The organism is Stappia sediminis, from assembly GCF_009826895.1.
GTDB lineage: Bacteria > Pseudomonadota > Alphaproteobacteria > Rhizobiales > Stappiaceae > Hongsoonwoonella > Hongsoonwoonella sediminis.
Window position 1 is genome coordinate 54,735 of the sequence record NZ_WUMV01000001.1, and the last position, 20,464, is coordinate 75,198.

Sequence of the window (20,464 nt, forward strand, 5' to 3'; positions counted from 1 at the left end):
TTTGCGAAGAGATCAGACGATGCGCACGCCGACGCGATGCATCGAATTGTTGAGATAGCCCTTCGGGTTCCACGCAATCGCAAAGGGCTGCGCGACGCCGGCATCATCCGTCGCCCGGGCCCAGATCTCGTAATAGCCGGCTTGCGGGAAATTGACGGTCGTGCGCCAGTTCTGCCAGGCGCCGTCGTTCACCGGGGCTTCCAGCTCTGTCTCAATCCACGTCGCGCCGAAATCGATCGAGATGTCGACACGCTCGATCTTGCGGTCGCCGGACCAGGCGTGGCCGCGCACCTCCGCCCCTTGCGCGCCAAGCTCGGCGCCCGTCGCGGGGCTGGTGATCAGGGACTTCACCGGCATGCGCTCGATGATGACGAAATCCTCCTTGGCGACCTCCTCGCCCGGCGCAACGGGGCGGTTCGGAACGCGATAGGACGTTCCCGTCATCTTCGGACCGTCGTGGACGACATCGCGCAGCCAGATGCGCTTCAGCCACTTCTGCGAGCACGACCCCGGCCAGCCGGGAACGACGAGGCGCAGCGGCGCGCCGTTCATCGGATGCAGGGCCGCGCCGTTCATCTCGAACGCGATGAGGACGTTGTCCGTCATCGCCTTCTCGATCGGAACGCCGCGCGAGATCGGCAGTTTCCCGGGATCGCCCGACAGATGCGTATCGGCGCCGACGTGCGCGGTGTAGACGACGCCGTCCTTCACGCCGGCCTTCGCCAGCACATCCTTCAGGCGAACGCCCGTCCACTCCGAACAGGCCACCGCACCAAGCGTCCACTGGTTGCCCGACGCCGGCGGATCGAAGAACGCGCGCCCGTTGCCGCCGCATTCGATCGTGAGAGCCATGTTCACAACCTCGAAATTGGACTTGAGGTCGGCGATCGTCAGTTCCATCGGATTGTCGACGAGGCCGTCGATCGTCAGGGTCCAGGTGGTGGGGTCGACGTCTTCCGGCGGCAGGCCGTTGTTGCGGATGAAATGCCGGTTCGTCGGCGTGATCGGGTCGTCAAGCAGCTGGGGTGGCGTTTCCGCGTTGACCGGTCTGTCGTTCAAAAGGGTCAGGCCATCCTTGCCGGTGAGCGCGTCTTCATTGGCGAAGGCGACCGGAATGAAGCCCGCCGGCATGGTGCGGTGATAAGGAATAGCCATCCCGAGCATGGCGCCCATGGTGGTCAGGCCCGCGCCGCGCAGAAAACCGCGCCGGTCGGAATGGGAAATCCGCCCGAAGAAATGACGGTCGGCGCTTTCGGGGTCTTTTTCGAAGTAAGCGAACAGCCCCTTGCTTTCGTTCTTCACGGACATGTATTCCTCCCTTTGCAATGTCCTCAATAAACAAACGCACAGGGCCGGCTCTTTATTCCGTCGAAAACAACCTGAGGGGTGGCGCTTGCGCCATGTGCGGCGGCCTGTCCCAGACAATCACCGTCTGTTCGGACAATGCGATTGCCGATAGGTTGGCCACAACCGAAGCAGGCAGGGCAAAGCGCAATTTCGATATGAACGGAAGTTACAGGTTTTTCTGGGCGCAAGGCACGGCATGCCTCGCCCCGCAAATCGTTCTGGAAGAAACCGGGTCGGACCATGAGATCGTGAGCGTCGATCTTTCGCGCGGCGAACACAACACGCCGGAGTACTTGAAGCTCAACCCCGCCGGCACTGTGCCCGCGCTTGTTTGCCCGGACGGGCAGGTACTAAGCGAGGCCGCCGCGCTCTGTCTCTATCTTGGCGAGTTGCATCCCGGGGTTGGCCTTGTTCCGGCGGTCGGCGACACAAGGCGCGGGACATTCCTGCGCTGGCTGATCTACCTGACGAACACCGTGCAGGTCGCCTACAAGCGCTTCTACTACCCCGAGCGCTTCAGCACGGACCCTGCCCATGCGCCCGCCATCAAGGAACGCGCGGTCGAGAACCTGTTCGCGGTGTGGCGGCCGGTCGAGGCGCATCTTGGCGAAAAGGGGCCGTACTTTCTGGGCGAGGCCTGCAGTGTGGCGGATATCTACATGCTGATGCTGGCGACATGGTTCGAGCCGGTCGACGATCTCCGGCAAGCCTGCCCGGCGGTCGCGGAGGCCTGCGAACTCATGAGCCGTCGCCCGGCCGTCGCCAAGTGCCTCGACATGCAAAACGGGATCAGCATCGGCAGAACGGCGCATTCTCCGTTAGAGTGAACGACATTCGATGCGTTCACGGGAGAAGCCGATGGCGATGAAGGAAAGATCGTTCGGAACCACGATCAAGAACCTGCTGCTCGCGTTGTTGAACGCGACGCTGATCCTGGTTGCACTGTGCCTTGCGCTTGCCTATGGCGCGGCATCGACCTTCGAACGGGCGATGGACAATCTCGGCGGGCGTATCGTCAGCATCCGCCCGGTCAGCGGCGAACTGAAGAACCTGACCGGAGAACTGAAGGCGCTTCGCGGCGATCTCGCTTCCATTCGCGAGCAAGGGCGGGAAAGCAGCGCGGAAGCGCTGGAGAAGGCGAGGGCGAAGCTCGACGAAGTCGACCGCAGGCTTGCCGCTTTCGGCGAGAACGTGGAGGCATTGGCGCAAAAGCCGGATGAGATCATCGACACGGCGCTGGACAAGGTCTCGACGCGGATCGGCAGCGGCTTGAGCGCGCTCGCCCCCTGTGTCGCGCGACCGGGCATAGGGATGAGTGAAGGCATCCCGCCCACCAGACCGGCTGATGGCTGATGCGAAATCCTACCGAATGTTCGACTTCTGCGTGAGCTTCATTTCGTCCGCGTTCGCCTTACCTTCGGTAAATATATCCGCCACGGCGGAGGCCATACGAGAGACCGCCGAGGCTATCCGCGTGGTGGTGATCGTGTCGTTGCCGGGAATGAGCTTCTCGCCCGAGACGGTGATTTTCGTCAGCAACGGAAAGACGGTCTGGTTGTCGAGCGCGATGCGCACGACCTGTCCGCGCGCCGTCGGCTGAAACGTCTTCTGGAACTCGTCCGGCAACTGCACCGTTAACGGCAGGATCTCGACAATGGTGCCGGGCGAGCTTGCGAAGCCGCTCTTGACCGTGACCCGTTCTCCGGGCCTGACGGAATAAAGAGTGCCCGTCTCGAGATAGGCGAGGACGAACTTGCCGCCGACGAACATTTCCGCCAGCGGTTCTCCGGGCCGGATCACATCGCCCTGGCGGGCGAGCGTATCGCTGATGACGCCATCGGCGGGCGCGCTGATGGTGCCGTTCATGTAGCGGCTGCGGATATCCTCCATCGCAGCGGCGGCTTCTTCCTGCGCCTTGCCGAGCTTTTCGAGCTGGGCAAGGGAGGAGCGGCGCTCTGCGTTGCGTATCGCGATCTCCTCGAAGGCGTCGTAATGCTCGCGAACCGCCTGGCGGTAGGAGGCATCGGTGACGACCGAGCGCGCGCCCGACAGCTTCTTCAGGCTGGTTTCGGCCTCGGCAAGGCGGTCGTCCGCCGTCTTCATGACCTCGTTCGCGATCTCGACCTTGATGGAAAGCTCCGCCTGGCGGGCGATCGTCGCCGCACTCTGGGAGGCGAGGTTGGCGATGACGCTCGCGACCTGGGGCGAATGCACCTGGCCGAGGAACTGCCCTTCGCGAACCGCCTGGCCGGGCTTGATATCGACGTCGAGGACCTGCGCTTCATAGGGCAGGGAGATGACGACCCTGTCCGCCGTCACGAGCCCTTCGGCCTGGAGCCAGAGCATGGGGCCGACGATCATGTTGGCGATATAGGCCAGGAAGGCGAGGACGCATGCGAAGTAGAGGTAACGGCTCCACTTCGGCCTCGATGAACGGACGTCGTTTTCGAAACGGTCCGCCTTGGTGCGCGGTCTTATCTGACGGATCATGACTTGCCTCTCGCGTATGGCAGGATGGAGCGGACGCGGCTTGGCTGATAGCTGTCATCCTTGGAAGCGTCGAATACCCATTCCTCGAAATAGGCGTAGAGCCTGACCAGCCGCAGGAACATTCCGTTGAACAGCCCGCTGGTCAAAAGGAACGGCAGAAGCTCGAACACCGTTTTCGCGCCGAAACGCCCGGTGACGAAAACGGCGAGAAAGAAAATGAAGATGTCCATCAGGACGTAGACGATGGCCACCGCGCCCAGGATGTAGAAGGCGGCGGTACCGAAGACGTAGAACAGGGCGCCGACATAGATCGGGAAGACGAGGGTGGGGATCAGGTTGAAAACGACGAATTCGACCTGTTCCACCGTTTCCAGCGTGTTCCAGCTCCGCCCGGTCGGGGCGAAAGAACTCCCGAACTTGCGCAGCCTGATCCTGATCGTATCCCTGTCCCACCGTCGGCGCTGGCGGATGAGGCCCCTGAGTGTGGGAACGCCATCCGTGAAGCACCATGCATCGGCCGCGTAGCGGATCTTCCAGCCGGCCCGGCGGACGCGCATGGTCATGTCGAAATCCTCGCCCGGCCCGGGCTCGTTGCCGCCGATCTGGCGGAAGCACTCGCGGCGGAAAGCGCCGAACGCGCCCGAAACGCAAGTGACGATGCCGAAAAGATCCTGAACCCGTTTCCCGAGACCGATGCTGATGATGTATTCGATCGCCTGATAGGCAGTGACGACCGAATAAGTGTGGTTGCGCACCCCGATGGCGCCGCATACCGCGCCCACCTGCGGATCGGCGAACGGTTCGAGCAGAAGCTCTATCGCGTCTCTGTCGTACGAGCAGTCGGCATCGAGATTGATGACGATATCGCCGGTTGCCATCATCATACCGAAGTTTGCCGCCGAAACCTTGCCGCAGCGATCCTGGTTGCAAAGGGCGGCATCGATCAGGCCCTCGGCGCGCAATTGCGCAAGAACCTCGCGCATGCCGTCCGTCGAGCCGTCGTCGACGCAGATGATCTCGTCGATCCGGCGCGTCTGCTCGCGAAGCGAGCGGATGCACGCGCGCATCGCGTGGGCCTCGTTGTGCCCCGCGACCACGACGCTGACCTTCAGCCGGGAAAGGGTGCGTTCGTCAGCCTTCGAACGGGGCGGCGGCGGATAGAGCGTCGCCGCGACATGATCGACGCCCGCGACCAGGAAGCCGAGCGCGAAGCGCGGAATCTCCAGGAGCACCATGAACCAGAACACGGCGATGGCGGAGTGCCAGTCCAGCGCCTGAAGAAAATCGGCTGCTCCTCTTGCCGCGTCCATCATGTTTCCCCGGCGATTTGCTCGCACTCGGAGCGCGAAAGAATGTGGAACCTGAGGCCCGGATCGTGCAGGACGACCTCCGCCATCCGGTGATCGATCTCGCTGATTACCTTTTGTGCGTCGGCCTCGCTCATGTGCGTGAGCAGGATGAGCATGCCGTTTTCGCAAGGAGCGACCGTGTCCACGGGCCTTAGCGCGCTGCGCAGGACATCGGAAACCAGATGCTCGGACTGCTCGGCCAGGCGCAGGCTGTGCGAGCGGAAATCTTCCGCGGGATCGTAAACGCCTTTCAGAACCTGGAAGGGCGTGCCGAAGGCCGCTTCGTGGCGGATCGCCTGCTGCAGCAGAACCTTGAAGTGGTCCGTCTCGACGTCCGGTTTGCGCGGGTCCGTTCCACCGCCGAGCAAGGCCTGCAGCCCGGCCGGAGTCAACTGATAGGAATACCAGTCCTGAACGGGCATCCGCCCGGCGTCGTGCCTGGAGCGGCAATGCATGCAAACGAAGCCCACCGCCGTGCTATCGTCGACCGCGCCGCAGGACTTGCAGACGATCGCCGAGCCCGGCTTGTCATAGTCGAGGCCGATATGGCGCAGCAACTGACTGCATTTCGGGCAATAAAGGCCATCCGCGGTTTGCCGGAACTCGCCCTCGACCGCCTCGAAGCCACAGGGGAAATGATGGACGACCGTCTCCTCGCCGATCTGCGGCGAGCGGCACTTGCAGCATTCCTCGCGAACGTTCAGCGCGGATGAGCGGCATTGGGGACATACGTGCAGGCGGTCGAAAAACGTGCGGTTCAGGAAACCGCGCCGGAAGAGCGCATGCGCCGTTTCGCAGGCATCGCCAAGCTGACCGCCCAGGACGCGGTAGCCCACCATGGCAGGTTTTCGGGGATCGTAGTCGGCAATCAGATCCCGCTCGCGCGAATACATCCTTGCAAGAAGAATGTCTTCGGTATTTCCCGACAAGCGCACGGTTTCCGGAAGGTCCTCCAGCCGCTCGATGATAGCGCGCGCGGCATCAAAGCAATCCGGCCCGGACGCGTCGAACCATTCGCGCTCGTCCGCTTCCATGCTGATGACCGGGACCAGCGGATTGCTGATTTTCCTGAGAAGCCTTTCGATCAGCCGATCAGCCAGAAAGGCTGTCAGGACAATGGCGTAAGGCTTGTTATTTCCACCGGCCTTTCCCTTCACCCATCCATTCGGAATTGGGACATTGTCCACGTTGGGGAAAAGAAAGTAGTGGAAATCTTCAGTAGGCCGTAGACGCAATAATGTATGCATAACACAGTACTCTATACATTACGCACTCGCCTCGCTCTGTTTCGTTTTCTGTTCCGTACTGCGTCCTTGACGATTCTTTTCTTCGAATACAAGAAAAAACAACCTTTGCGCTAGAAAAAGAATTTCTAACGTTTAGTGTGCGATCGGAAAATAGTTAAGCAATCGTACATAATTTGAATTAATTCGCAATAGGGGTAAATAAGAGTTCGTTAATACCTCTAGGTAAGAGTTTTTCGCGGTTCGATGCTGGCGTTTTTCCGTAGCATTGCAAGGCGTGGCGTGGCGGATTTCACGATGAAATCCGGACGCGTCGGCCGGCGGGTCAACACCGGAATCCGCAAGGTTTTCACAAGGTGCAAGGCTCGATTTTCGAAAGGCCGGACAATGGTCATCTTCCTGCCACTCCCTCCGGCATAAGTAACTCTGCGTAATTTTGAGGGGAGTGCCTGGACATGAGGCGTTTTACCGCAGCGATTTTCATCCTTGCCATTCCGGTTGCCGGTTGCCAGTCGTCAAGCAGCGGACCGACCGTTGCCGCAACGCCGGTGACGGGTTCGACTGCCGATATCGCCGATTTCCAGGGCGCAAGGGCAGGGCAGGCCGAGCTGGGGCTTAACAACCGGGGTTACGAACCCGCCCGTACCGAAGGGCTGACGGCCTATTGGTGGAACGACGCGACGCAAGCTTGCGCGCGTATTGTGACCTCCAACGGACGCTACGAGACGGTCGATACGGCAACGCCGGCCGATTGCGGGAAGTAGGGTCTTCAGCGCTCCAAACCCGCCGCTTCCAGCCCCTTGAGCAGGCGGGCCATATCCTCTCCGCGCTTGTAGGGGAGAAAGGTTTTCAGCCAATCTACTGAAAAGCCGGGATGGATCCTGAAGGCCTGGCGCAGCGTGTCCTTTGCCGCCTGTTCTTCGCCGCGAAGGCCGTGGCAGGCGGCAAGATAAAGCTGCGCGGGCAAGACCTCGCCATTGCGCGCGACGGCGCGCCGAAGGGCTTCGAGCGCTGCGTCGTAACGCTCCATCATCATGTCGGCCTGGCCGCGATAAAGCGTGTAGTAGAAGGGGTAGAACGGGTTCAGCCCGATCGCCTTGTCGATGAGGGGGGCGACCTTTTCCGGTTCGCCCATGAAATGCCTGAGCCCGGCGAGATTGGCGTAGGCATCCGCATTGCCGGGCTCCACTTCGATCCAGCGTTCGATCGCCGCGACGGCCTCGTCGTATTGCCTGCGGAAGAGCTGGATGTTGCCGAGCGCCTCGTGAACGAGCGGCAGTGACGGGTCGAGCCTTTCAGCCATTTGCGCCAGCTCATAAGCCTTGTCGAGCGCATCGGCCTGACCGGAAAACCAGTCGTGCATCCTGACCATGGCAAGGCCTGCATAACCGGCGGCATAATCCGGGTCGAGATCGATGGCCCTTGAATAAAGCGCATCCGCCGCGCGATTTCCCTCTGGCGTGAAAAGGCGGTACTGCTCGCGCCCGCGCAGGACAAAGTCGTAAGCTTCCGGAACGGCCGGTTCGCGGCGTGGCGCGGGGGGCGGACAACGGGCGATCAGGCTTATGGAAAGAGCCTCGACGATCTTGCCCGTCACGTCGTCCTGCACGGCGAAGATATCCGCAAGCTCCCGGTCGTAGCGCTCCGCCCAGACATGGGCGCCTGATGCACCGTCGATAAGCTGCGCGGTGATGCGGACCCTCGTTCCCGCCTTGCGCACGCTGCCTTCCACCACATGGGCGACGCCGAGATCGGACGCGACATCCTGAATGCGGGTCGCCTTTCCCTTAAAGGCGAAGGTGGAGTTGCGCGCGATCACCACGAGCCCGGCAACCTTGGAAAGCTCGGTAATGATGTCTTCGGCAATGCCGTCGGCGAAATAGGCCTGTTCCGGATCGCCGCTCATGTTGTCGAACGGGAGAACGGCGACGGAGGCCCGGTTCGCCGCAACTTTTTCCGATGCGGGGGAGCAATCTGGATCTTCCCCGACCGACCAGCGCCAGATCGCGACGGGCCGGGCGATGTTCTTCACCGCATGTTCGCCGCCGTCCGCCCAAGTGACGCCCGTCCTGTCACGCACCTGCCGGTAGGCGTCGTCCGAAAGGGCTATGCCGCCGGCTTCGGCCAGCGCTTCGATACGGGAGGCGATATTGACCCCGTCGCCGAAAATGTCGTCGCCCTCGGCGATGACGTCGCCAAGGTGAATGCCGATGCGAAAGCGGATGGCGCTTAGGGGCGTGAGGCCAGAATTGCGCTCCGCCATGCCGCGCTGGATGGCGACCGCGCAATTGACGGCATCGACGACGGACGGAAATTCCATCAGGAGGCCGTCGCCCATGCTCTTGACCGTGCGCCCGTCGTGCTCGGTGACGAGCGGGTCGACAAGCTCGCCGAGGTGAGCGCGCAAGGCGGCGAGCGTTCCCGTCTCGTCGGTTCCCATGAGACGGGAATAGCCGGCGACATCCGCCACGACGATCGCCGCCAGTTTGCGTCGGCTGCCTTCTTTCATGAGAAGAGATTACCTAGCGAAAGGCCGAGAATCCATTCGCCGCGCCGGCATGAGACCCTATAATTGGCTGCGAGAATTTCCGTCCAGATCGCCGCGCGCGAGAATGGCGGCCCGCCTTTCACATTCATTCCATGGAGTTCCGGCAAAAGTGACCCCGATTTTCCGATGGTTCGAAAGCCGGATCGACCCCTTCGCCAAGCGGCCCGAAAGACCGGTGCCGCGCGACGTGCTCGCCTTCCTGCGGTTCTTCGTCGCCCAGGCCAGATGGGTGTTCGCCGCCATGCTCGTGCTCGGCGGGCTGACGGCGCTGATCGAGGCGATGCTCTATGTCTTCGTCGGCTGGCTGATCGACCTGATGGGCGAGGGCGAACGCGCGACCTTCTTTACCGACCACTGGCCGCTGCTCCTCGCCATGGCCGCGACCCTTGTCGTCTTCCGTACGCTCGTTGCGACGCTGACCGCACTGGTCGAGGAACAGGCCGTGGTGCCCGGTTTCTTCAACCTCGTGCGCCTGCAATCCCACGACCGGGTGATGCGCCAGTCCATGGCCTATTTCCAGGACGAATTCGCAGGCCGCGTTTCCCAGAAGGTCTGGCAAGCGGGACAGGCGGCGGGCGACTTCATGGTCTCGCTGCTGCAGGTGAGCTGGTACATCGTCGTCTTCGCGATCTCCACCTTCGCGCTTTTCACCGGGCTCGACTGGGTCTTCGGTGCGCTGATCGTTGCCTGGGTCGCGATGTTCGCGCTCGCCGCGCGCTTCTTCGTGCCGCGCATACGGGTGAGGGCGCGCGATGTCTCGCATGCCGCCTCCGGCGTGACGGGGCGACTGGTCGACACTTACTCGAACATCCAGACGGTGAAGCTCTTCGGCGACCAGTCGCACGAAGAAGAGGGCATGCGAAGCGGCTACCTGACGTTTCTGGATCGGCTCAAGACCTTCACCCGAACGCTGACGACGGCGCGTTTCTTCATGTCGGGAGCAAGCGGCGTGATGATGGCGACCATCGGTGGTTTCGCCATCGCCGCATGGCAGCGCGGCACGCTGACACCGGGCGATGTTGCGATCGTGCTTGGCCTGATGCTCAGGCTCAACATCCTGCTCAACCGGCTGATGAACCAGCTGAACGGACTGTTCCGCAACCTCGGCACCCTGCAGGACAGCGCGGAGATGATCACCCGAAAGGTGACGGTGACGGATGCGGCGGATGCGGTGCCGCTCGACGTTCGAGAGGGCCGGATCGCATTCAGCAGCGTCACCTTCGATTATGGCCGCGAGGACGGCGTGCTGCGCGACCTGACGCTTGCCATCGAACCGGGGGAACGGGTCGGCATCGTCGGCCGGTCGGGGGCAGGCAAATCGACCCTCGTCAACCTTCTGCTTCGCTTCTACGACGTCGACCGGGGCCTGATCGAGATCGACGGGCAGGACGTATCGACTGTGACGCAGAGATCGCTGCGCGGCGCCATCGGCATGGTGACGCAGGATACCTCGCTGCTGCATCGCTCCATTCGCGAGAACATCGTCTACGGACGCCCGGATGCGGATGAAGACGCCATACGCAAGGCGGCGCGGCGTGCGCATGCGGATAGATTCATCGCCGAGCTATCCGACAGGCGTGGCCGGCGTGGGCTTGACGCCCATGTTGGCGAACGCGGGGTGAAGCTTTCCGGCGGGCAACGGCAAAGGATAGCGATAGCCCGCGTTCTCCTGAAGGACGCGCCGATCCTGGTGCTTGATGAAGCGACGTCGGCGCTTGATTCCGAGATCGAGGCGGCGATCCAGGAAAGCCTTTCAGAGCTTATGGAAGGCAAGACGGTGATCGCCATCGCACACCGCTTGTCGACGATTGCGGCGATGGACCGGCTCGTGGTCATGGACGAAGGCCGGATTGTGGAGGAAGGCACGCATCAGGACCTGCTGGCACGCGGCGGGCTGTATTCCGACCTCTGGAAGCGCCAGTCCGGCGGCTTCCTGGCGGCGGACGAAGCTGCGTGAGGCGGGTTGGGGGACCCGGTCAAGGTTGGAGGATTGGAAGCTCGATATTTTTGGATCCTTAGGCCCGCGCAACAACCAACAAATATGACGCGCTTGCGCGCGCCCTACACGCTGGATCCCGGCTCTCGCGATGCGCGCAACCGCGCACGCGGGCCGGGATGACGTCCTTCGTGTTTCAGGGTCATTCGGAGGTGCCGCCGCCACGGCAGAAAACGAAAAAAGCCGCCGGATCGCTCCGGCGGCTTTTGAACTCGTGGGCTTGCCCGCCGATCAATGATCGACGTTGCGCCAGATCTTCTGCTTCGTGAAGTAAAGCAGCGAACCGAAGATGATCAGAAACGCCATGACGCGGAAACCGATCTTCTTGCGATCTTCCAGATGGGGCTCCGCCGCCCACATCATGAAGGCCGCGACGTCCCTGGCATATTGATCCACCGTCATCGGCGTGCCGTCGGTATATTCGACGAGCTCCTCAGACAGCGGCGGCGCCATGGCGAGTGTATTGGCGGCCAGGAAGCTGTGGTTGTAGTACTGCCCGACCGGGACTTCCACGCCTTCGGGCGCCTCTTCCTCGTAACCCGTCAAGAGGGCGTAGATGTAATCCGGGCCCTGCTCCTGGTACTGCGTGAAGGCATCGAACACGAAATTCGGGAAGCCGCGATGCGCCGCGCGCGCCTTGGCGAGCAGCGAAAAGTCCGGCGGATAAGCACCGCCGTTGGCCGCGCGGGCCGCCTGCTCGTTCGGGAACGGCGAGGGGAAGTGGTCGGCCAGGATGCCCGGACGCTCGTACATGTCGCCGTCGTCGTTCGGGCCGTCCTCGACCGTGTATTCGGCCGCGATCGCCTTGGCTTCTTCCTCGGAGAAGCCGGGGCCGCCCGGCTGGGCGAGGTTGCGAAAGGCCACGAAGCGCATCGAGTGACAGCCCGAGCAGACCTCGCGGTAGATCTTGAAGCCGCGCTGAAGCTGGGCCGGGTCGTAGGTGCCGAAAGGCCCCGAGAACGACCACTGCTGCTTTTCGATGTGCGGCGGTTCGCCCGCGGCGAGCACGGGGCCCGCCAGCACAAGGCCTGCGACGGCGGCGAGCGTGCGAACGGTTCCAACCATTCTTTTCATATCATCGAACTCCGATCTCGCTCGTCGATTACTTGGTGTCGGGTGCTGCGACCGCGCCGGCCGGCTGACCGCCGCCCGATTTGGCGAGCACGGCTTCCGAGATCGACGCCGGCAGCGGCTTCGGCTTCTCAAGGAAACCAAGCAGCGGCAGGATGATCAGGAAGTGCGCGAAGTAATAGGCGGTGAGGATGCGCGCCATTATGACGTAGATACCTTCCGCCGGCTGTGCGCCGAGATAGCCGAGGCCAACGCAGACCGCGCCGAAGATCCAGAAGAACTGCTTGAACAGCGGCCGGAACGTGCCGGAGCGGACCTTCGAGGTGTCGAGCCAGGGCAGGACGAAGAGAACGGCGATGGAGCCGAACATCGCCACCACGCCGCCGAGCTTGTCGGGAATGGCGCGCAGGATCGCGTAGAACGGCAGGAAGTACCATTCCGGGACGATGTGCGCGGGCGTGACCAGCGGGTTCGCCTCGATGTAGTTGTCCGGGTGACCCATATAGTTCGGCACGTAGAAGGCGAACCAGGCGAAGAGGATCATGAAGACGATGACCGCGAAGAGGTCCTTCATCGTGTAGTACGGATGGAAGGGAACCGTGTCCTGCTTCGACTTCGGCTCGACGCCCGTCGGGTTGTTGTTGCCCGAGGTGTGGAACGCCCAGACGTGGAGAAGGGCCACGCCGAAGATCATGAACGGCAGCAGATAGTGCAGCGAGAAGAAGCGCTTCAACGTCGGATTGTCGACCGAGAAGCCACCCCACAGGAAGGTGCGGATTTCCTCGCCCACCAGCGGGATCGCCGAGAACAGGTTGGTGATCACCGTCGCGCCCCAGAAGGACATCTGGCCCCAGGGAAGCACGTAGCCCATGAAGGCGGTGGCCATCATGATGAGGAAGATGATGACGCCCAGGATCCACGAAATCTCGCGCGGCGCCTTGTAGGAGCCGTAGTACATGCCGCGGAACATGTGGATGTAAACGGCGATGAAGAACATCGACGCGCCGTTGGAGTGAAGGTATCGCAGCATCCAGCCGAAGTTCACGTTGCGCATGATGTGCTCGACGGAATCGAAGCCCGCAGCCGTCGACGCCGTGTAGTGCATGGCCAGCACGATGCCGGTCAGAAGCTGCGCGACGAGGACGAAGAAGAGGATGCCGCCGAAGGTCCACCAGTAGTTGAGGTTCTTCGGGGTGGGGAAGTCAACGAAGGAACCGCGGATGAGCGAAATGACCGGCAGGCGGCTTTCGAGCCACTTCGCCGCCGCGCTCTGCGGTACGTAATTGGAATGTCCAGCCATGGCTGTCTCCTAAAGCGCTGCTGAGCTTCAGCCGATCGTGATGGTCTGATCCGCGGTGAATTCATACGGCGGGACCAGCAGGTTCTCCGGAGCCGGGCCCTTGCGGATGCGGCCCGCCGTATCGTAGTGCGAGCCGTGGCACGGACAGAACCAGCCGCCGAAATCGCCCTGCTGGCCGAGCGGCACGCAGCCAAGGTGCGTGCAGATGCCGACCATGACAAGCCACGGCTCTTTCTCGGGTGCCGCGCGGTGTTCGTCGGTCGCCGTCGCGTCCGCCGGGAGATTGGAATTACGGGCGAGCTGATCCGGCAGGTCGTCGAGCGCGACGGATTTCGCCTCTTCGACCTCCTCTGCCGTGCGATGGCGGATGAAGACGGGCTTTCCGCGCCACTTTACGGTGATCGACTGTCCTTCCTCGACCGCCGAAACGTCCACCTCGATCGAAGCGAGCGCCAGCGCCGAAGCATCCGGGTTCATCTGGTCAATAAAGGGCCATACAAGCGCTCCCGCGCCGACCGCCCCAACTGCACCGGTCGCGATATAGAGGAAATCGCGGCGTGTCGGTTCGACCGTATCCTGCTGTGCCAAGGTCGCGTCCTCTTCAAACTGTTCCAGCCCCTGAACGGCAAGCCCGCTCCGAATCTTCCCTATGGGTAATAATACCTAGAAGGGCTCGGGCAGGCTAACAGGGCCACAAGATGCGTCAAAACCGCACCCGTTCAAGCGGGCGTCTTTTTGCATCGTTCCCGGCTCTTGTCCAGATCGTCATACGGCGAAATGACGCTTTGTCGCGCGTCAGGCCGCTTTTTTTCAACGTATTGCCGCCGCGTTTCCGCCAATGTTCGCGTTACGTGCACAAATCCGGAGATTTCGGGAAATGCGGGCGGTGGCGTCAGGCCACCGCCGCGCTGTCGATAAAGCCGCCGGACTGGCGTTTCCAAAGGTCGGCGTAAAGCCCGCCGCGTGCCAGCAGGTCCTGATGGGTGCCTTCCTCCACGATGCGGCCCTCGTCCATGACCACGAGCCGGTCCATGGCGGCGATCGTCGACAAGCGGTGTGCGATGGCGATCACCGTCTTGCCTTCCATCAGTTCCGAAAGGCTTTCCTGAATCGCCGCCTCGATCTCCGAATCGAGCGCCGATGTTGCCTCGTCCAGTACGAGGATCGGCGCATCCTTCAAAAGAACACGCGCAATCGCGATCCTCTGGCGCTGCCCGCCGGAAAGCTTCACCCCGCGCTCGCCCACGTGGGCGTCCATGCCGCGCCGCCCTTCAAGGTCCTCCAGCCCTTCGATGAACCGCGCCGCATGGGCTCGCCGCGCCGCCTCCCACGCTTCCTCGCGGCCGGCATCGGGGCGCCCGTAGACGATGTTTTCAAGCACCGAACGATGCAGGAGCGAGGTGTCCTGCGTGACGACGCCCACCTGCGAGCGAAGCGATTCCTGCGTGACCGCCGAGATGTCTTGATTGTCGACTAGAATGGTGCCGCCTTCGAGGTCGTAGAAACGCAGGAGCAGGTTCACCAGCGTCGACTTGCCGGCGCCCGAGCGGCCAATCAGGCCGATTTTCTCGCCCGGCCTGATATCGAGCGTCAGATCTTCGATGACGCCCGATGCCTTGCCGTAATGAAAGCGGATCTTGTCGAAGCGGATCGCGCCTTCCTGGACGACGAGAGGCTTGGCGCCAGCGCGGTCCACCACCTCGCGCTCGCGCGAGATCGTGGTGATGCCGTCCTGCACCGTGCCGACGTTTTCAAAGAGGCCCGACACCTCCCACAAGATCCACTGCGACATGCCTTGCAGGCGGAGAACGAGCGCAATGGCGACCGCGATGTCGCCGGTCGAAACGGTGCTCGACCGCCAAAGAAAGATCGCAAGCGCCCCGGTGGAAAACAGAAGCAGCGTGTTTATGCCGTTAAGCGAGATGTTGAGGACCGTAACGAGCCGCATCTGGCGAAAAACCGTCTGCAGGAACGCCCACATGGAGTTTTTCGCGTAATTCTCCTCCCGCTCGGTGTGGGAAAAGAGCTTCACCGTCGAAATGTTCGTATAGGCATCGACGACATGGCCGGTCATCAGCGCGCGGGCGTCCGCCTGATCGCGTGAAGCGTCCTTCAGCTTCGGCACGAAATAGTAGATCACGCCGAGATAAGCCAGGAGCCAGAAGACGAGCGGGGCCGCAAGTTCCCAGCTCGCCTCGCCCACCAGAAACAGCGCCGAGACGAAATAGACCGAAATGTAGACGAGGATGTCGACGATGCGGGTGACGACCTCACGCACAGCCAAGGCGGTCTGCATCACCTTGTTGGCGATGCGGCCGGCGAAATCGTTCTGGTAAAAGCCGATGCTCTGGCGCAGCAGATAGCGGTGCACGCGCCAGCGCACGTTCATCGGGTAATTGCCGAGAACGCCCTGGTGAAAGAGCGATTCCCACAAGGCGTTTATCGCCGGCAGGATGACGAGAATGACCGCCGCCATCCACATAAGGCGTGGCCAGTTGTCGGCAAAGAACGTCTCGCGGTTGGCCGACGACAGCCAGTTCACCAAGTCGCCGAGGAAGGAGAACACCATGACCTCGAAGACCGCGATCAACGCGCCGAGGATGCCGACCGCCGCCAGTACGGGCCAGATCGGCCTGGTGTAATACCAGCAGAACCTGACCAGCGTGTCGGGCGGCGGCCCCTCGATCCCCTCCGTCCTGAAGGGATCGATCAGGCGCTCAAAGCGATCGAACATCGTGCATTCTCCGCATGAGGCGGTTTGCTTCGCCTTCCGCCTCGTCCTGTTGCCGTTCGATGTCGGCATAATCGAGCGAATTCAGAAAGCGCGGCTCGAAAGGCGCGATCAGGAAGGTAAGCCCGAAGCTCACGATCGCAACCGCGACGACCAGCGCCCCGATGAAGAGCCCGCTCAGCCGATCGACGAAGACGGAGGCCGTCTCCGCGCCGGCAGCGGTCACGAATTCATCGATCCGAGCGATCTCCGACAGGAGGATCGGCGCGAAGATCAAAACCGCGATGACAGCAACCGAAAGGATGCTCGCCCCGGCGATGGCGGCAACCCGCCTCAGGCGCTTTTCCCGCGGCTCCAAGGGCTGCAGGTTGCGAAGGTGCTGGATGTCGACATCCGGCAAGCCGTGCCGGATTTCCAGTTCCGGCGGCAGTTTCATGAACATGGCAATTTGCTCCCGTCAGGGAAAAAGCAAGAAATGGAGGCCGCCGGGAAACGGTAAGCGAAACGGAGTCGCCTACCGATCCGCGCGCCGAACGCTCAGGCGCGATTCCGCACGGATTGGCCGTCGGCCGATGATCTGGACTGGTTGAAAGGAAAGTGCCCGGGAAGCGGGCGGTGGGCCGTCAGGAAGCTGCGATGCAGCTCCAGGAACGGCGCGGCGTCGATGCCGATGACATGCCGGGGCGAAGGATGCCGAACGAAGCGACGCTGATCGAAAGCGCGAACTTGGCTGTCATGCGATCCCTCCGTTTCAGGCTTTTGCCATCGGGTGAAATGACGCTGCACCAATAAATGCCGCCAAGGAAGGCGGGAGACGGTCCAGCAAGGAGCGCGAAGAATACACAGCTTTTCGAGAATGGCTACCCCAAGGGGCGAAAATTCTGCGACGATCCGACGCGGCTGTTGCAGGCGGACCACAAGGCCGCTTGCCTCATGCGCCGATTTGGCAAGCCCCGTGCGCTGTGGCATGTAGCTGATAGAAGGATATTGCAGGAGCGGTGCTATGGCTGAAACCGTGCTGGGCGTGATAGGCGGATCGGGCATATACGATCTGCCGGGGCTGGAAAAAGCGGTCTGGACGAAGGTGGAAGGCCCCTGGGGCGAACCGTCGGACGAGATCCGCATCGGCGAAATAAACGGCCTGAAAATCTGCTTTCTTCCGCGCCACGGACGCGGGCACATATATTCCCCCTCCGACATCAACTACCGCGCCAATATCGACGCCATGAAACGATGCGGCGTGAGCGACCTCATTTCGGTTTCGGCCTGCGGGTCGCTGAAGGAGGAATACGAACCGGGCACCTTCGTGCTGGTGGAGCAGTTCATCGACCGCACCTTCGCACGGCCGAAAAGCTTCTTCGGCAAGGGCTGCGTGGCGCATGTCTCGATGGCCTATCCGGTCAGCCCGCGTCTCGTCGACCACGTGGAAGCGGCGGCGAGGGCCGAAAACCTGACCTATCGCCGTGGCGGAACCTATCTTGCGATGGAAGGCCCGCAGTTCTCCTCGCTCGCCGAAAGCCACCTCTACCGGGCCTGGGGCTGCGACGTGATCGGCATGACGAACATGCCGGAGGCCAAGCTCGCCCGCGAGGCGGAGATCTGCTACTCGACCGTGGCCATGGTGACCGACTACGACAGCTGGCACCCGGACCACGGCGAGGTCGACATCCAGTCGATCATCAAGGTGCTGCACGAAAACGCGGAAAACGCGCAACGCCTTGTCGCAAGGCTTGCCCGCGACATCCCACGAAAGCATGAAACCTGCCCCGTAGGCTCCGACACCGCGCTCGACTACGCGATCCTGACGGCTCCGGAAGCGCGCGATCCCGCGCTTTTGGCGAAGCTCGATGCAGTCGCGGGGCGGATCCTGAACGAATAGGTGTCTTCAAAGCCGCTTTTCGCCTCTTCCATCGAAGGCCCGCAGCCGTGTAAGTAAGCTGGCTTGCGAAATTCGACCGGTGCCCTCTCATTGGGATGTTGCCGGAGGCAGGCGCTGCGAAATCGAACACAAAGACTAACAGAATGCGAGGCGCTCCCATGGGTGCGGACACAGTTTCCGACGATCTCATCAAATCGATCCGCACGATCCCCGACTATCCGAAAGAGGGCATCCTGTTTCGCGATATCACGACGCTGCTGGGGGATGCGCGTGCATTCCGCCGTGCGGTGGACGCGCTGGTCCAGCCCTGGGCAGGCTCGAAGATCGACCAGGTCGCCGGCATCGAGGCGCGCGGCTTCATCCTGGGCGGCGCGGTCGCGCATCAGCTTTCCGCCGGTTTCGTGCCGATCCGCAAGAAGGGCAAGCTGCCGCATGAGACCGTGCGCATCGCCTATTCGCTGGAATACGGCCTCGACGAGATGGAAATGCACAAGGACGCCATCAAGCCGGGCGACAAGGTGATCCTCGTCGACGACCTGATCGCAACCGGCGGTACGGCGGAGGGGGCGACCAAGCTCCTTAAGCAGATGGGGGCCGAGGTCGTTGCCGCCTGCTTCATCATCGATTTGCCGGACCTGGGCGGCCGCAAGAAGCTTGAGGCGCTCGACGTTCCGGTCCGCACGCTCGTGGAATTTCCCGGCCACTGACATAGGGGCGCGCAATCATGGCGCCGGATGAAGGGCAGGGCCACAGGTTCGACGAAGGCTTTCGCGACGAGTTCGGCACGCTGCTCGCCTGGCGCAGGGACGTGCGACGGTTCCGTACCGACCCGGTTGCCCCGGACCTCGTTGAAGAGCTGCTGGCGAAGGCGCATACGGCCCCTTCCGTCGGCAACAGCCAGCCCTGGCGGTTCGTGCTGGTGGAAAGCGCGGGCGCGCGGGCGAAGGTGCGCGAAAGTTTCCTGCGGGCAAACGCGGATGCGCTGGCCGACCTTTCCGGCGAGCGGGCGGCGACCTACGCGCGGCTGAAGCTTTCAGGCCTCGAAGCGGCACCTGTTCACATCGCCGTCTTCTGCGACGAGGCGACGGAGCAGGGCGGCGGGCTCGGCCGTAGGACCATGCCCCAAACGCTCGCCTTTTCAGTCGTTTGCGCGATCCACACCCTGTGGCTTGCCGCACGCGCTGAAGGGCTCGGGCTCGGTTGGGTGTCGATCCTTGAACCGGAGGTTGTGACAAAATCGCTGAATGTACCTTCCGAATGGCGCCTGATCGCGTATCTTTGTCTCGGCCTGCCGGAAGAGGAGCATCTTGATCCGGAACTGGAACGCGCCGGATGGCAGGACCGGCGAGGTCTCGGCGAACGGATAGTCAGGCGATAGAAAAGTTTTTGCCAGTTGAAGCATTTGCGGCGGACGGGGACAGGCGTCTTGTCATTTCGCACAAGACGCTGCTTGGGATCCGATCGATCGGGACACTCGAATTCAGGGATTGAAAGTGAAAGGTATTTTCATGGACCCTTCCCAGACCGAGCAAGGCAAGGTGGCTTTGAGATTTGCAAATGCCCTTTGTTCCGGCGAGTTTTCCGCTGCGCGTGAACTGATGGCCGCGCCTTTGCGCGAGAGGCTTTCGGAAGCCGATCTCTCCCGCGAATTTGCTGAAATGATAGAATATGGAGCCTCGCCGCCCGACACGGTCGAGGCCATGAATGTGCTGGACGACTGGCCGGCCAAGCAAATCGGCGATCTCGGTTGGGCCTATGTCGCGATCTCGGGCGATGGTTTCGGCGAGGGTGTGGCTGTAGTGGTTACCAGGGAGCGGCTGATTCGCGAGATCGAGTGGGGCCGCCCCTGAAAGGGTCTTTCTACAGGCAGCTGATAGCGTATCCTTGTTCAAGACTCCGGGAAGAGGGCACCGGGATTCGCCATCGGCACGCGTCGGCCCGCAGGACCTCGCGGAGCGAATTTTCAAACGGTAACCGGTCCGGTAATTTTCGGCAGAATCCGGCCGGTGAAACGGGGGGTGCGCATGAGCGCTGAAATACGGGCGATAGAAGAGGCGGACCACGAAAAGGTGGTCGACCTTTTGACAAAGCGATGGACAAGCCCGCTGCAACTGCTCGACGGCAAGATGGTCGACGCATCAAGGCTGCCGGGCTTCATCGCCGAGGAAGACGGCGAAATCGCCGGCCTTGTGACGGTCATCAAGCGTGACGAGGAATGGGAGATCCTCACGCTCGATTCCCTCAAAGGACAAAGCGGGACGGGAACGCTCCTCCTGAACGCGGTGGTTGGCGATGCGGTGGAGCATGGCATCAAGCGGGTGACCGTCAGAACGTCGAACGACAATCTCGATGCCTTCCGCTTCTACCAGCGCCGCGGTTTTCGCCTGGAAGGGGTGAACCCCGGCGTGATCGACGAGGAACGGAAGATGAAGCCGGAAATCCCGATGACCGGCGAATACGGCATCCCGATCCACGACGAGGTGCTTTTCGCGCGGAAAATCTGAGATCC

The 20,464-nt window shown here is 62.2% G+C and carries 19 protein-coding genes; 9 read left to right on the forward strand and 10 right to left on the reverse strand.

The window, feature by feature from the left end:
- Positions 1-12 precede the first annotated feature (12 nt).
- Entirely contained in the window at positions 13-1,308 is a 1,296-nt protein-coding gene (locus GR183_RS00265; protein ID WP_160773585.1) for a sulfite oxidase, read from the reverse strand.
- A 194-nt stretch (positions 1,309-1,502) separates the two neighbouring features.
- Between GR183_RS00265 and GR183_RS00270 the strand changes: the two genes are divergently transcribed.
- Complete coding sequence (locus GR183_RS00270) at positions 1,503-2,174, forward strand: glutathione S-transferase family protein (RefSeq protein WP_160773586.1); 672 nt, start codon at positions 1,503-1,505, stop codon at positions 2,172-2,174.
- A gap of 31 nt (positions 2,175-2,205) precedes the next feature.
- On the forward strand, positions 2,206-2,700 hold the full coding sequence (locus GR183_RS00275) for a hypothetical protein (RefSeq protein WP_160773587.1): 495 nt from the start codon (positions 2,206-2,208) through the stop codon (positions 2,698-2,700).
- A gap of 9 nt (positions 2,701-2,709) precedes the next feature.
- Here GR183_RS00275 and GR183_RS00280 read toward each other — a convergent pair whose 3' ends face one another.
- From GR183_RS00280 to GR183_RS00290, 3 genes are read right to left on the reverse strand one after another with little or no spacing between them, the layout of a single operon-like run.
- Complete coding sequence (locus GR183_RS00280) at positions 2,710-3,837, reverse strand: HlyD family secretion protein (protein ID WP_160773588.1); 1,128 nt, start codon at positions 3,835-3,837, stop codon at positions 2,710-2,712.
- On the reverse strand, positions 3,834-5,147 hold the full coding sequence (locus GR183_RS00285) for a glycosyltransferase family 2 protein (RefSeq protein WP_160773589.1): 1,314 nt from the start codon (positions 5,145-5,147) through the stop codon (positions 3,834-3,836). Before GR183_RS00285 ends, GR183_RS00280 begins: the two co-directional genes overlap by 4 nt.
- On the reverse strand, positions 5,147-6,343 hold the full coding sequence (locus GR183_RS00290; protein ID WP_160773590.1) for a TackOD1 domain-containing metal-binding protein: 1,197 nt from the start codon (positions 6,341-6,343) through the stop codon (positions 5,147-5,149). Before GR183_RS00290 ends, GR183_RS00285 begins: the two co-directional genes overlap by 1 nt.
- Before the next feature lie 542 nt (positions 6,344-6,885).
- Between GR183_RS00290 and GR183_RS00295 the strand changes: the two genes are divergently transcribed.
- Complete coding sequence (locus tag GR183_RS00295) at positions 6,886-7,194, forward strand: hypothetical protein (protein ID WP_160773591.1); 309 nt, start codon at positions 6,886-6,888, stop codon at positions 7,192-7,194.
- A gap of 5 nt (positions 7,195-7,199) precedes the next feature.
- Here GR183_RS00295 and GR183_RS00300 read toward each other — a convergent pair whose 3' ends face one another.
- Complete coding sequence (locus GR183_RS00300) at positions 7,200-8,939, reverse strand: adenylate/guanylate cyclase domain-containing protein (protein ID WP_160773592.1); 1,740 nt, start codon at positions 8,937-8,939, stop codon at positions 7,200-7,202.
- A gap of 148 nt (positions 8,940-9,087) precedes the next feature.
- Between GR183_RS00300 and GR183_RS00305 the strand changes: the two genes are divergently transcribed.
- Positions 9,088-10,935, forward strand: a complete 1,848-nt coding sequence (locus GR183_RS00305; RefSeq protein ID WP_312846752.1) for an ABC transporter ATP-binding protein — start codon at positions 9,088-9,090, stop codon at positions 10,933-10,935.
- Between the two features lie 270 nt (positions 10,936-11,205).
- Here the strand turns inward: GR183_RS00305 and GR183_RS00310 are convergent, their stop codons facing one another.
- From GR183_RS00310 to GR183_RS00330, 5 genes are all read right to left on the reverse strand, one after another.
- The gene (locus GR183_RS00310; RefSeq protein ID WP_160773594.1) at positions 11,206-12,048 is read right to left on the reverse strand and encodes a cytochrome c1; all 843 of its coding nucleotides are present in this window, start codon (positions 12,046-12,048) and stop codon (positions 11,206-11,208) included.
- A gap of 28 nt (positions 12,049-12,076) precedes the next feature.
- Positions 12,077-13,345: a cytochrome b gene (locus GR183_RS00315; protein WP_160773595.1), complete on the reverse strand. Its 1,269-nt coding sequence runs from the start codon at positions 13,343-13,345 to the stop codon at positions 12,077-12,079.
- Positions 13,346-13,372: 27 nt separating this feature from the next.
- Positions 13,373-13,933: a ubiquinol-cytochrome c reductase iron-sulfur subunit gene (gene petA, locus GR183_RS00320; protein WP_160773596.1), complete on the reverse strand. Its 561-nt coding sequence runs from the start codon at positions 13,931-13,933 to the stop codon at positions 13,373-13,375.
- Positions 13,934-14,237: 304 nt separating this feature from the next.
- Complete coding sequence (locus GR183_RS00325) at positions 14,238-16,079, reverse strand: ABC transporter ATP-binding protein (protein ID WP_160773597.1); 1,842 nt, start codon at positions 16,077-16,079, stop codon at positions 14,238-14,240.
- Complete coding sequence (locus GR183_RS00330; protein WP_160773598.1) at positions 16,063-16,518, reverse strand: hypothetical protein; 456 nt, start codon at positions 16,516-16,518, stop codon at positions 16,063-16,065. The genes GR183_RS00325 and GR183_RS00330 overlap by 17 nt, the downstream gene beginning before the upstream one ends.
- Before the next feature lie 561 nt (positions 16,519-17,079).
- On the opposite strand from GR183_RS00330, the gene GR183_RS00335 reads away from it, so the two are divergent.
- The 5 genes from GR183_RS00335 (at position 17,080) to GR183_RS00355 (ending at position 20,459) form a co-directional block, all read left to right on the forward strand.
- On the forward strand, positions 17,080-17,955 hold the full coding sequence (locus GR183_RS00335; protein ID WP_160773599.1) for an S-methyl-5'-thioadenosine phosphorylase: 876 nt from the start codon (positions 17,080-17,082) through the stop codon (positions 17,953-17,955).
- A gap of 158 nt (positions 17,956-18,113) precedes the next feature.
- Positions 18,114-18,662 (forward strand): adenine phosphoribosyltransferase, encoded by a 549-nt coding sequence (locus GR183_RS00340; RefSeq protein ID WP_160773600.1) that lies wholly within the window; start codon positions 18,114-18,116, stop codon positions 18,660-18,662.
- Positions 18,663-18,679: 17 nt separating this feature from the next.
- A complete protein-coding gene (gene bluB / locus GR183_RS00345; RefSeq protein ID WP_160773601.1) occupies positions 18,680-19,333 on the forward strand; it encodes a 5,6-dimethylbenzimidazole synthase in 654 nt (217 codons plus the stop codon).
- A 130-nt stretch (positions 19,334-19,463) separates the two neighbouring features.
- Positions 19,464-19,805, forward strand: a complete 342-nt coding sequence (locus tag GR183_RS00350; RefSeq protein WP_208999708.1) for a hypothetical protein — start codon at positions 19,464-19,466, stop codon at positions 19,803-19,805.
- Positions 19,806-19,979: 174 nt separating this feature from the next.
- On the forward strand, positions 19,980-20,459 hold the full coding sequence (locus GR183_RS00355; protein WP_160773603.1) for a GNAT family N-acetyltransferase: 480 nt from the start codon (positions 19,980-19,982) through the stop codon (positions 20,457-20,459).
- Positions 20,460-20,464 lie beyond the last annotated feature (5 nt).